At 70.3% G+C, this 11,893-nt stretch carries 13 protein-coding genes; 3 read left to right on the forward strand and 10 right to left on the reverse strand.

The window, feature by feature from the left end; all coding sequences use genetic code 11:
* Window positions 1–34: 34 nt before the first annotated feature.
* Complete coding sequence (gene thrC, locus ABD067_RS01600; protein ID WP_343893387.1) at window positions 35–1,444, reverse strand: threonine synthase; 1,410 nt, start codon at window positions 1,442–1,444, stop codon at window positions 35–37.
* 156 nt (window positions 1,445–1,600) lie between these two features.
* Between thrC and ABD067_RS01605 the strand changes: the two genes are divergently transcribed.
* Window positions 1,601–1,762 (forward strand): hypothetical protein, encoded by a 162-nt coding sequence (locus tag ABD067_RS01605; RefSeq protein WP_343893388.1) that lies wholly within the window; start codon window positions 1,601–1,603, stop codon window positions 1,760–1,762.
* 28 nt (window positions 1,763–1,790) lie between these two features.
* Here ABD067_RS01605 and ABD067_RS01610 read toward each other — a convergent pair whose 3' ends face one another.
* Window positions 1,791–2,606, reverse strand: coding sequence for an alpha/beta fold hydrolase (locus tag ABD067_RS01610; RefSeq protein ID WP_343893389.1), 816 nt, complete (start codon window positions 2,604–2,606; stop codon window positions 1,791–1,793).
* A 165-nt stretch (window positions 2,607–2,771) separates the two neighbouring features.
* Here ABD067_RS01610 and ABD067_RS01615 point away from each other — a divergent pair, with 165 nt between their 5' ends.
* Both ABD067_RS01615 and ABD067_RS01620 read left to right on the forward strand, forming a co-directional pair.
* Window positions 2,772–3,392: a DUF938 domain-containing protein gene (locus ABD067_RS01615; protein ID WP_343893390.1), complete on the forward strand. Its 621-nt coding sequence runs from the start codon at window positions 2,772–2,774 to the stop codon at window positions 3,390–3,392.
* 310 nt (window positions 3,393–3,702) lie between these two features.
* Window positions 3,703–4,083 (forward strand): hypothetical protein, encoded by a 381-nt coding sequence (locus ABD067_RS01620; protein ID WP_343893391.1) that lies wholly within the window; start codon window positions 3,703–3,705, stop codon window positions 4,081–4,083.
* Between the two features lie 80 nt (window positions 4,084–4,163).
* On the opposite strand, the gene ABD067_RS01625 is transcribed toward ABD067_RS01620, so the two are convergent.
* The 8 genes from ABD067_RS01625 to coxB all read right to left on the reverse strand — a co-directional run bounded on the left by ABD067_RS01625 (window position 4,164) and on the right by coxB (window position 11,847).
* A complete protein-coding gene (locus tag ABD067_RS01625) occupies window positions 4,164–5,645 on the reverse strand; it encodes a carboxypeptidase M32 (RefSeq protein ID WP_343893392.1) in 1,482 nt (493 codons plus the stop codon).
* Window positions 5,642–6,322 carry an SURF1 family protein gene (locus ABD067_RS01630; protein WP_343893393.1) on the reverse strand — a complete coding sequence of 227 codons (681 nt, stop codon included), beginning with the start codon at window positions 6,320–6,322 and terminating at the stop codon, window positions 5,642–5,644. The genes ABD067_RS01625 and ABD067_RS01630 overlap by 4 nt, the downstream gene beginning before the upstream one ends.
* Window positions 6,323–6,413: 91 nt before the next feature.
* Entirely contained in the window at window positions 6,414–7,253 is an 840-nt protein-coding gene (locus tag ABD067_RS01635) for a cytochrome c oxidase subunit 3 (protein ID WP_343893475.1), read from the reverse strand.
* 183 nt (window positions 7,254–7,436) lie between these two features.
* A complete protein-coding gene (locus ABD067_RS01640; protein WP_343893394.1) occupies window positions 7,437–8,078 on the reverse strand; it encodes a cytochrome c oxidase assembly protein in 642 nt (213 codons plus the stop codon).
* A gap of 45 nt (window positions 8,079–8,123) precedes the next feature.
* Window positions 8,124–8,282: a hypothetical protein gene (locus tag ABD067_RS01645; protein ID WP_343893395.1), complete on the reverse strand. Its 159-nt coding sequence runs from the start codon at window positions 8,280–8,282 to the stop codon at window positions 8,124–8,126.
* On the reverse strand, window positions 8,279–9,232 hold the full coding sequence (locus ABD067_RS01650) for a heme o synthase (RefSeq protein WP_343893396.1): 954 nt from the start codon (window positions 9,230–9,232) through the stop codon (window positions 8,279–8,281). The genes ABD067_RS01645 and ABD067_RS01650 overlap by 4 nt, the downstream gene beginning before the upstream one ends.
* A gap of 27 nt (window positions 9,233–9,259) precedes the next feature.
* Window positions 9,260–10,879 carry a cytochrome c oxidase subunit I gene (gene ctaD / locus ABD067_RS01655; RefSeq protein ID WP_343893397.1) on the reverse strand — a complete coding sequence of 540 codons (1,620 nt, stop codon included), beginning with the start codon at window positions 10,877–10,879 and terminating at the stop codon, window positions 9,260–9,262.
* A 56-nt stretch (window positions 10,880–10,935) separates the two neighbouring features.
* Window positions 10,936–11,847, reverse strand: a complete 912-nt coding sequence (coxB, locus tag ABD067_RS01660; protein ID WP_343893398.1) for a cytochrome c oxidase subunit II — start codon at window positions 11,845–11,847, stop codon at window positions 10,936–10,938.
* Window positions 11,848–11,893 lie beyond the last annotated feature (46 nt).

Here is an 11,893-nt window from a genome sequence, read left to right on the forward strand (position 1 = left end):
GCGGTTCGGGGTCTCTCTTTCGCTGCGCGGAACGTCAGGCGGCGACGTTGCGGCGGGTGTGGGCGCGGACTCCGGCCTCGACCTCGGCTAGGTCGGGGGCGAGCACGGCGTAGCGTTCCTCCCGACCATATAGGTCGGCCAGGGCCGGGGGCAGAGGGGGGCGGGCGCCGGTGGCCTTCTCCACCGCGTCCGGGAACTTGGCCGGGTGGGCGGTGGCGGCGACCACCACAGGGACGCCCGGGTCCTCCGGCGCCAGGGCGCGGGCGGCGGCGGTGCCGATGGCGGTGTGCGGGTCGGCGAGGTAGCCGGCGGTGTCCTTGAGGCGGCGGATCTCGGCGAGGGTGGCGTCGTCGTCGAGCGTGAAGCCGCGGAACAGCGTCGTGGCCCTGCGCCACGCCGCGTTGGGCACCGGCATCCGGCCTTCCTCGCGGAAGCGGAGCATCTGGGCCTCGGTGGCGGCGGGGTCGCGGTCCAGCAGTTCGAACAGCAGGCGTTCGAAGTTGGATGAGACCTGGATGTCCATGGAGGGCGAGAGGCTCGCCTCCACCCCGCGCACGGACATGTCGTTGGCAGCGAGGAAGCGCGCCAGGATGTCGTTGCGGTTGGCGCCGACGATCAGCCGCGCCACCGGCAGGCCCATGCGCCGGGCGGCCCAGGCGGCGAAGACGTTGCCGAAATTGCCGGTCGGCACGCTGAAGGCCACCGGGCGGTCGGGGGCGCCGAGCGCGAGCGCCGCGTAGGCGTAGTAGGGTATCTGCGCCGCGATCCGCGCCCAGTTGATGGAGTTCACCGCCGCCAGGCGCTGCTCCGTGCGGAAGGGCGCGTCGTTGAACATGCCCTTCACCAGGTCCTGGCAGGTGTCGAAATCGCCTTCGACGGCGAAATTGCGGATGTTGGGTGAGAGCACGGTGGTCATCTGCCGCCGCTGCACCTCGCTGGTGCGGCCGAGCGGGTGGAGAATCACCACGTCCAGCGCCTCGCGGTCGCGGCAGGCCTCGATGGCGGCGGAGCCGGTGTCGCCGGAGGTGGCGCCCACGATCGTCACCCGTTCGCCCCGCCGCGCCAGGGCGTGGTCGAACAGGGGGCCGAGGAGCTGCATCGCCAAGTCCTTGAAGGCGAGCGTCGGGCCGTGGAACAGTTCCAGCGCGAAGGTCCGGTGGTCGAGCTGGATGAGCGGGGCGACGGCCGGGTGGCCGAAGCGGGCGTAAGCCGCGCCCGTCATGGCGCGCAGGGCCTCGAACGGCAGGGCGTCGCCGCAGAAGGGGTGGATCAGCCGGGCTGACAGCTCCGCGTAGGGCAGGCCGCGCAGGGCGCGCCATTCGGCGGTGCTGAGCGCCGGCCAGGTTTCGGGCAGGAACAGGCCGCCGTCCTCGGCCAAGCCGGCCAGGAGGACGCCTTCGAAGTCGCGGGGCGCGGCGCGGCCCCGGGTGGAGATGTAGCGCATGTCGGCGGCAGGGTAGAGGATTCCGGCCGCGCCGGGTATCGGCGCGGGCCTTGCGCGTTCGTGATCGGGCGCGTCCCTCTCGCCCCCCCGGCCGTTAGCGTTCCGTTCAGGCCCGGCGCCCAACCTCGGCGGCCTCGGACGAGAGGAGATCGCGCCGTGGTCGCCGTGGTTCTGTGCGCCGCCTTCAGCGGCTTGGCCGGGTTCGGCTTGTCGCTCGCCATGTTCGAGGGCTGGGCGTCGGGCGCGGGGTCCGGGGCGCTGGCGCTCGGGCTGGCCGGCTTGGTCGGCGTGGCTTCCGCGCAGGCGCGGGCCGCGTAGGCGCGCCGCTCGGAAAGCTTCCCGCTTTTCAGGCCCGCGCGGCGAGTCCGGCGACGAAGGCCGCGACGTCGGCCGCGACGCGGGCAGGCTCCTCCCAATGCGGCGCGTGCCCGGCGCCGGCGTGGACCACGAGCCGCGCCCGCGGCATGGCGGCCAAGAGCGCGTCCTGGTCGGCGCGGGTGGCGATCGCGTCTTGGTCGCCCCAGAGGAGCAGGGCCGGCGCCTCGATGCGGGCGGGCGCGTCCGCGGGTTCCATCTGCGCCTGCAGCGCCGCCCGCCAGATCCGCGCCGGCACCTTCAGGCTTTCCGCGACGGCCGTGTCCAGCAGGGCCGGCGGCACCTGCCGGGCGACGGTGCTCTCCTGGAACGCCCGCACGAAGGCCGGGTCGACTGGGTCTTCGAGCGTCGAGACGGCTCCGTCCCACAGCTCGCGCACCGCCGGGTTGCCGTGCAGCGTGGCGAAGGCGCCGACGAGCACCAAGCCGCGCACGCGCCCTGGGCGGTCGGCGGCGAGGCGCCGGGCGACCTGGGAGCCCATCGAATGCCCGAGGACGACGGCGGAATCGAGCCCGAGCGCGTCCATGAGCCCCGCGATGTCCGCGGCGAGGTCGGCGGCGCGGTAGCCGGAGTCGGGGCGGCCCGCGTCGCCGTGGCCGCGCATGGAGGGGGCGACGGCTCGGATCGACGCGGGCAGGCGCGGCAGCATGGGCGCGAAGGAGCGCCAGGAGTCGGTGTAGCCGTGGAGCAGCAGCAACGGCGCCCCCGCGGGATCGCCGTGCTCCGCGTAGGGGAGGTGCAACCCGCCCGGCAGTTCGGCTTGTGCGGTGGTGATGGCGTCCATCATCGTCGCGCCCTCCGTCCGTTTGCGCCACGCCGCTTGGTGGACGAATGGGGCTCCGGCGGCGATCGCGCGTTTCGAACACGGCCTACCGGCGGTATTCCTGCGCACATCCTGGGCTTTCGGGTCAAGTCCGGGGCGTGCCGCAGCCGGAGGGACCGGGGAGCAGCGATGACCAGTGACGACGCGCGCCACCACGCCCCGGCCACGGCCCGCAACCGCGAGCCCATCCTCGCCGCGCTGCGGCGGCACCTGCCCGAGCGGGGCTTGGTGCTGGAGGTGGCCAGCGGCACCGGCGAGCACGCGATCCATTTCGCCTCGGCCTTGCCCGGTTTGGTGTTCCAGCCGAGCGACCCGGACCCGGGCGCGAGGGCCAGCATCGACGCGTGGGCCGCGGGCGCGCGGCTGTCCAACCTGCGCGCCGCGATCGCCCTGGACGCGGCCGCGCCGGATTGGGAGCGGGCCGTCGTCGGCGGGATGGTGGACGCGGTGCTGTGCGTCAACATGGTTCACATCGCGCCCTGGGCCGCGACGCCGGGATTGGTGCGCGGCGCGGCGCGGCTGCTGCCGGCCGGGGGCGTGCTGTGCCTCTACGGGCCGTTCAAGCGCGGGGGTTGGCACACGGCGCCGAGCAACGCGGCCTTCGACGCGGACCTGCGCGCCAGCGACCCGGCCTGGGGCGTGCGCGACCTGGAAGCGGTGGCCGACGAAGCGGCCGCGCGCGGGTTCGCGCAGCCGGTCGTGGATGAGATGCCGGCGAACAACCTGTTCGTGGTGTTCCGGCGGGGATGAGGCATGTTTGAAGACCGCAATGACCAACTTGGAAGGCGCCGCTGCCAATGCTCCCGCTTCGACACGGCATCCCCGGGCGGAGCCGACCGCTTGTCGCCAACAAATTCGAGGGAGCCGCGCGACGCTTGAGCGCATGTTGAACGGGACGCCGTTCCCTTCCTCGCTTCCTGAGCGAGTGGATGCGTGGTCGCGCGCGATTTACGATCTGTTGTAGCACTGGTGCCTAGCGCGGGGCGGTCGCTGAAGCCGTTGGGAGCCCGGGTACCTGCTCCTCGAAATCAAGGAAGCGCGCGGCGAGGAGATCGATCCGGTGCTGATCTACACGGCCGACGAGGAACTCACCGTCGAATTCGGCCGCTGCATAACCATTCTGCCGACGTGGCGAGCCGAGGGCGAGGATGATGCGACCGCCGAAGAAGCTGCGTCCGCGGCGGAGGATGCTCAGCGGGTCGTGTCGCGGTGGCTCGACGGTGAGCTGATGACGGCCGTCCACTCCGATGGGAACAGCAAGTGGTGCGGGAGCACCTTCATCGAGCCTGGTGGCCTGCTGTCCCGGCTCAAGGGCGGAGCGGATTGGATCAGGGTCTCCTCCCCCGTTCAGGTGGAACTCCGCCGTGCTCGACGCACCGGATGGCGCAAGTTCTCCATCAACGGCGATGTTTCTGAGGAGATCGGGGCAGAAGGCTTTTGAGATCCGCATCGCGCGGCGCCGTCCCGCACCGGCGCGATGCTCGGGGACAACGACTCCTAAAATCGGCGGCGGTCCTGCGTTCAGGTCAAGTACCGCCCCCGCAGGTGCTCGGTGAAGTCGTTGGGGCCCAGCGGCTTGCCGGTGGCGTGGCGCAACAGGTCTTGGAAGCCGAAGCGCGAGCCTTGGGCGTGGACCTTGTCGCGCAGCCACGCGACCAACGGCAGCAATTCGCCGCGCGCGAGTTCCTCGTCCATCGCCGGGTCGTCGCGCCGGGCGGCGCGCATGAGCTGCGCCGCGGCCATGGCGCCGAGGGTGTAGCTCGGGAAGTAGCCGAAGGCGCCGTCGTGCCAGTGGATGTCCTGGAGGCAGCCGTGGGCGTCGTCGGGCGGCGTCACGCCGAGCAGGGCCGTGAAGGCTTCGTTCCAGGCGCCGGGGAGGTCGGCCACCGACAGGTCGCCCCCGATCATCGCGCGTTCGAGGCGGAAGCGCAGGATGACGTGGGCGGGATAGGTCAACTCGTCGGCGTCCACGCGGATGAAGCCGCGCTCCACGCGGCGCCACAGGCCGGCGAGGTTCTCCGCCCGGTAGGGCGCGGCGTTTCCGCCAAAGGTCCGGTGCAGTTCGCCGCCGAGGAAGCCGAGGAAGGCGTCCGAGCGGCAGGCCTGCATCTCGACGATGAGGCTCTGCGACTCGTGCGCGGCCATGCCGGCCGCCTCGCCCACCGGCTGGCGCGCCCATGCCGCGGGGAGGCCACGCTCGTAAAGGGCGTGGCCGGTCTCGTGCAGCACGCCGAGCAGCGACTTGGCGAAGTCCGTTTCGCTGTAGAAGGTGGTGATGCGGATGTCGGTGGGCGTGCCGCCGCAGAAGGGGTGCAGGCTCTCGTCCAGACGGGCGTGGTCGTAGTCGAGGCCGATGCGCTCCGACAGGCGCTGGCACAATGCGCGCTGCGCCACCGCCGGGAAGGGGCCGGCCGGCGGCGTCGGCGCGGGGCGGTGGGCTTGCAGCTCCTCGGCCCGCGGCAGCGCGTCGGCGAGGAAGGCTTCGTAAGCGGTGAAGACGGGCTCCACCTCGGCGGCGGTGACTCCGGGTTGGTAGCCGTCCATCAGCGCGTCGTAGGGCGGAAGGCCGAGCGCGGCGGAGAACGCGGCGGCGGTTTCGCGTTGGAGGCGGACCACCTCCTCCAGGTGCGGGCGGACGGCGGCGAAGTCCGAAGCGGCCTTGGCCCGGCGCCAGACCTTCTCGCAGGCGCTGTTCGCGCGGGCCGCCGCTTCGACGAGGTCGGTGGGCAGCGCGGAGGCGCGGGCGTGGGCCCGGCGCATCAGCGAAAGGTTGGCGGCGTCCCATTCGCCCCCCGCTCCGGCCGCGGCCAAGTCGTCGGAGACCGCCGGGGAGGTGAGCATCTCGTGCGCCAAGCCCGCCAGCGTCGCCAACTGTTCGCCGCGCGCCGCGGCGCCGCCGGGCGGCATCATGGCGCTCGCGTCCCAGTGCAGCACCGCGCCGGCTTCGCCCACCAGGGCCATGCGGGCGAAGCGGGACTTGAGGCGGGCGTAGGCGGCGTTCATGCGCTGTGGTCTCCCGTCGTCGTCGCAGCGTCGTCGCGCCGGCGCGCGAAGGCCACCAGCACCGCGACCAGCGACGCGGCCAAGCCGTACCAGGTGATCGCGTAGCCGAGGTGCGGGTTGTTGGGGCGCGGCAGGCCCCGCGCGGGTTCGGGCAAGGGGGACGGGCCGGCGCCGGCGGGCGCGGCCGTCCGCGGCGCGAGCGCGACGAGGCCGAAGGGCGCCGGCGCTTCCGGCAGCCCCAGCGCCGAGCCGATCGCTTCCGGATCGAAGACGTAGAAGCGCCGGCCGGGCGCATCGTCCTCCGGGCTGAGCCAGTCGCGCCGGTCGGCGTCCCGCACGAAGCCGGTGACGGAAATTTCGCCTTCCGGGCGGTCCACCGGCCTGTTCCGCTCCAGCGGAATCCAGCCGCGGTCCACCAGCACAGGGGCATGCCCGGCGCGGAGCAGCGGCGTCAGCAGGTGCGCGCCGAGCGTCGTGCCGCGCACCTCCACCCCGAGCAGCGCTTCCCGCTCGTGGTCGAAGCGGCCCGCGGCGACGACTTTGGCGTAAGGTTCGGCCGAGGCGCCGAGCGGTGTGGGCGGAGACCGCTCGGACGCTTCGATGCGCGCGAGGACGTCGTTCTTCCAATGCAGCCGTTGCACCTGCCACGTGCCGAGGGCGCAAAGCGCAACGAACACCGGCAGGGCCGCGAGGACGGGCAGCAGCGCGCGGCGGCGGCTCGGGCCTGGCGCCGTGTCCTCCGGCCGTCCGGGACGTGGCGGGGCGCCGTCAGTGCTCGGCGATTTCGCCAGCGCCCCACCAGTAGATGCAGATGAACAGGAACAGCCACACTACGTCCACGAAGTGCCAGTACCAAGCGGCCGCTTCGAAGCCGAAGTGCCGCTGCGGCGTGAAGTGGCCGCGGATGGCCCGGAACAGGCACACAGCCAGGAAGATGGTGCCGACGATTACGTGGAAGCCGTGGAAGCCAGTGGCGAGGAAGAACACCGAGGGGTAGACGCCTCCGGTGAAGGCGAAGGGCGCTTCCGCGTACTCGATTGCCTGGAACGCGGTGAAGGAAATGCCTAGCACCACCGTAAGGGCCAGCCCGGTGATGAGGCCCTGGCGATCGCCGTGCAGCAGCGAATGGTGCGCCCAGGTGACGGTACATCCCGAGAGCAGCAGGATCATCGTGTTCAGGAATGGCAGACCGAACGGGTCGAAGGTGAGGATGCCTTTGGGCGGCCAGATCGCCGCCTCCGCGCCGGAGACGTGGCCCGGGTACAAGGCGAAGTGGAAGTAGGCCCAGAAGAACGCGACGAAGAACATCACCTCGGAGGCGATGAACAGCGTCATGCCGTAACGCAGGCCGATGCGGACCACCGGCGTGTGCAGGCCTGGCGTGCGCGACTCTTTGATGATGTCGCGCCACCAGAAGAACATGGTGGCGACCATGCCGAGCAGGCCGAGGATCAGCATCCACCACTGGCCGTAATGCGCCTGGAGGATGATACCGAGCACCAGCGCGCCGCCGGCGAAGCTGCCGACCAGCGGCCATGGCGACGGGTCCACCAAGTGGTAGGGGTGCTTGTGGGGAGCCGCCGGCTCCGACGCCAGTTGGGCCGTCATGTCTGGCGTGGTGACGGCGGCGGGGTTGGCGGTCGCGGCGTTGGCGGTGGTGCTGCTGGCCATGGTGCGTCCTGGTGTCGCGGGTACCGGGTCCCGCGGGACCCCTCTCGTTCGCCGGGCATCAATGCCGGAAAACCGGGCCGGATCAAGCCTGGGCGGACAACGAGGCGCCCGCCTCCTGGTTCATGGCGTTGCGCGGGGCGCCAACGCCGCGCCGACATGCGGGCCGGCGTTCGCCACCCCCCCGGAGCGCTCGGCATCGTCCAGGGAGCGGAAGAAGCTGTAGCTCACCGTTATGGTGCGGATGCCGCGGGTGTTCGGGTCTTCGGCGATGCGCGGGTCCACCCAGAAGGCGAGCGGCATGTCCACCGCCTGCCCGGCTACCAAGGTTTGCTGCTCGAAGCAGAAGCAGGCTGTCTTGTGGAAGTATTTGCCAACCACCTCGGGCGTGACGTTGTAGGTGGCGACGCCCGTGACCGGGGCGCTGCCCAGGTTGCGGGCACGGTAGAACGCCAAGCCCTCCTCGCCCAAGCGGAGCGGCATCGTCCCTTGGGCCGGCTCGAAGCGCCAGGGCAGGGCCGGGTGCGTCGTGGCGTTGAAACGGATGTTCACCGACCGCTCGCCTACGGCGCCGGGGGCGGCGCCTCCGGCGGTCTGCACCGTGCCGTTGTAGCCCGTCACCTGGCAGAAGAGCTGGTAAAGCGGCACGGACGCGAAAGCCAACCCGACCATCCCGGCCACGAAGGCGCTGACGCCGAGGCCGAGGCGGCGGTTCCGCTTGCGGAGCAGGGCGTCCTTGGAGGCGGCGTCGGAGGTCTCTTGCATAGCCACGGTCACATGGCCGCAGAGGGCCGGCGCGGCAAGCGCGGCTCAGACTGGAAAGAGCGGGATGCCAGCCAGGGCCGTCGAGCGACGCGCTAAAGTGATGAAGTAGAACAGCGCCACCAAGCCCAACAAAGCGATGAACACGGCCCAGTTGCGGGCGCGCCGCCGCCGGACGAACTCCGCCGCCGTCTCTTCCGGCGTCACGGCGAAACCAGCCGGTCGAGCGGCAGGGCGGCGAAGAGAAGCGCGAGATAAAGCAGCGAGTAGCGGAAGGTCCGCTTCGCCGCGGCGTCGCCCGCCAAGCTGTGGCCGAACGCGTCCTGCGGCTCTCGCCACACCCGCCACGCGTGCCACAGGAAGCCGAGGCCGAGCAGCGTCGCGGCGGCTGCGTAGGCCGGGCCGGCAAAGCCCAGCGCCCAGGGCGCCAGGCCGAGCGGCGCCAGCGCCACGGTGTAGAGCAGGATCTGGAGGCGCGTGGAGCGTGCGCCCGACACCACGGGCAGCATGGGCACGCCGGCGCGCTCGTAGTCGGCGTGCGCCCACAGGCTCAGCGCCCAGAAGTGCGGCGGGGTCCACATGAAGATGATGGCGAAGAGGACCAACGGTTCCAGCGTGATGTCGCCCGTCACCGAAGCCCAACCGACGATGGGCGGAAAGGCGCCGGCCGCGCCGCCGATGACGATGTTCTGCGGCGTCCGGCGCTTCAGCCAGATAGTGTAGACGAAGACGTAGAAGGCGATGGAGAACGCCAGAGACGCCGCCGCCACCGCGTTCGTCGCCAAGCCCAGGATCAGCACGGACGCGACTGACAGGGCGATGCCGAAGCCCAGCGCCGCCCCCGGCTCTATCCGCCCGGCCGGGACCGGGCGGCGCGCGGTGCGGCGCATCACCGCGTCTATGTCGCGGTCGTACCACATGTTGATGGCGCCCGCGCCGCCGGCGCCGAGCGCGATGCACAGGATGGCCGTCGCCACCAGGGCCGGGTGGAGGCTGCCGGGTGCCAGCAGCAACCCGATCAGCCCAGCGAATACCACCAGGTACATGACACGCGGCTTCAGCAACGCGATCCAGTCGCCGACTTCGGAGAGGTCCGGCGTCCCGGTCAAAGGTAGGGGGGCCTGCGCCCCCCGTCCTGTCGTCGCTGTGCCGCTCATCGTAGCCTCAACCGTCCTCTGCCGTCGTCACCGCACCCGCGGGAGTTCTTCGAAGGTGTGGAAGGGCGGCGGCGAGCTGACCTGCCACTCCAGCGTGGTCGCGCCCTCGCCCCAGGGGTTCTCCGCCACCTTCTCGCCGGCAGAGAAGGTCCGCCACACCACGTAGAGGAAGACGAGCATAGAGGCCCCCGCCACGTAGGCGCCGAGCGAGGACACCAAATTCCAGCCCCAGAAGGCGTCCGGGTAGTCCGGGTAGCGCCGCGGCATCCCCTGCGCGCCCAGGAAGTGCTGCGGGAAGAAGATCACGTTGGCGCCGATGAACAGCATCCAGAAGTGGACCTTGCCCCAGAACTCCGGGTACTGGCGGCCCGTCATCTTGCCGATCCAGTAGTAGAAACCGCAGAAGATGCCGAACACTGCGCCGAGCGACAACACGTAGTGGAAGTGCGCCACGACGTAGTAGGTGTTGTGCAGCACCGGCGACAGGCCGGCGTTGGCGAGCTTCACGCCCGTCACGCCGCCCACGGTGAACAGGAAGATGAAGCCGATGGCGAAGAGCATCGGCGTCTTCAGGCTGAGCGAGCCGCCCCACATGGTGGCCACCCAGGAGAAGATCTTGATGCCGGTGGGCACCGCGATGACCATCGTGGCCGCCATGAAGTAGGCGCGCGTGTCCACGTCGATGCCGGAGGTGAACATATGGTGCGCCCACACCACGAAGCCCACCACGCCGATCGCCACCATGGCGTAGGCCATGCCGAGGTAGCCGAACACCGGCTTCCGGCTGAACGTCGACACGACGTGGCTGATGATGCCGAAAGCGGGCAGGATCATGATGTAGACTTCGGGGTGGCCGAAGAACCAGAACAGGTGCTGGAACAGCACCGGGTCGCCGCCGCCTTCGGGCCGGAAGAAGGCCGTGCCGAAGTTGCGGTCGGTGATGAGCATGGTGATGGCGCCTGCCAGCACGGGCACCGCCAGCAGCAGCAGGAAGGCCGTCACCAGCATCGACCACACGAACAGCGGCATCTTGTGCAGCGTCATGCCCGGCGCGCGCATGTTGAAGATGGTGGTGATGAAGTTGGCCGCGCCGAGGATGGAGGAGGCGCCCGCCAAGTGCAGCGAGAACAGCGCCAAATCCATGGACGGGCCCGGGTGATACTGCCCGTCGGAGAGCGGCGTGTAGATGGTCCAGCCGGCGCCGGGGCCGAGGCCCACGAACAGGCTCGCGCCCAGCATCAGGAAGGCCGGCACCAGCAGCCAGAACGAGATGTTGTTCATGCGCGGGAACGCCATGTCGGGCGCCCCGATCATGATCGGCACGAACCAGTTGCCGAAGCCGCCGATCAGCGCCGGCATGACCACGAAGAACACCATGATCAGCCCGTGCGCGCTGACAAAGGAGTTCCAGGTCTGGCCGTCCGCGAAGAACTGCAAGCCAGGCTGCTGCAGCTCCAGGCGCATGATCATCGACAAGCCCACACCGATCAGCGCGGCGATCACCGAGAAGATCAGGTAGAGGGTGCCGATGTCCTTGTGGTTGGTGGAGAACAGCCACCGCGCCACGAAGCCGGGCTTGTGGTCGTGGTGCGCGTCGTGGCCGTGGTGGTCATGGACCCTCACCGGGCCTTGCTTCGCGGTCGCCATGGTATCCGTCCGCCTCGTAAGGAACTGGTCAAAGGAAGGTCAGCCGCGTCGCCCGGTCAGCGGGCGGCCCCGGCCATCCGCACTTCGGGCGCAGCGCCGTCGGTCTGCGCGTACTTCTTCTTCGTCTCTTCGACCCAGGCCGTGAACTCGGCTTGCGGCACGACCCGGACGGCTATGGGCATGAACCAGTGGTTCGTCCCGCAGATCTGATTGCACTGGCCGTAGAACACGCCTTCGCGGTCCGGCCGGAACCACGTCTCCAGGGTGCGACCAGGGATGGTGTACTTCTGCACGCCGAGCGAAGGCACGAAGAAGCTGTGGATCACGTCCTGGCCCGTTGTCAGCACCCGCACGGTGGCGCCCACCGGGATGACGAGGGGCTCGTCCACCGCCAAGTTGCGCGGCTGCCCGGGCTGGAGGTCGTCGTCGGGGATGGGCCGGCTGTCGAAGGTGAGGCCGTCATGATCGGGGTAGGTGTAGTTCCAGTACCACTGCCGACCCTGCACATTGATGGTCATGTCCGCTTCGCGCGCCCGGTCCTGGTAGTAGATCAACCGGAAGGACGGGATGGCGATCACCAGCAGGATCAGCACCGGGAGCACCGTCCAGGCGATCTCCAGAATGGTGTTGTGACTGGTGCGGGACGGCGTGGGATTGGCATTCTCCCGGAAGCGCCACACGACGTAGGCCAGCAACGCCAAGACGAAGATCGTGATGGCGACGATGATCCACAGCACCAAGCTGTTGAAGTCGGCTATCTCGTCGTGCACCGGCCCGATGCCGGCTTGGAGCCCCGTGCCCCAGGGGATGGGCGAGCCGACGGTGGAGGTCGTCTCCCCGACGTAGCCGCCGGACACGCGGCCATCCTGCGACTGCAATTGCGCCAGTGCCGCCCCGAAAGGAAGCGACGCCACAAGGGCACCGGTCAGCGCGAGCCCCAATGCCTTACCGAACAGCCGTCCGATCACGCGTCTTACCCCGTGTCTCCGGCGCGCCGCACGCGCCGCCAGATTT

Origin of the sequence: Craurococcus roseus (assembly GCF_039523795.1) — a bacterium.
Taxonomy (GTDB): Bacteria; Pseudomonadota; Alphaproteobacteria; order Acetobacterales; family Acetobacteraceae; genus Craurococcus; species Craurococcus roseus.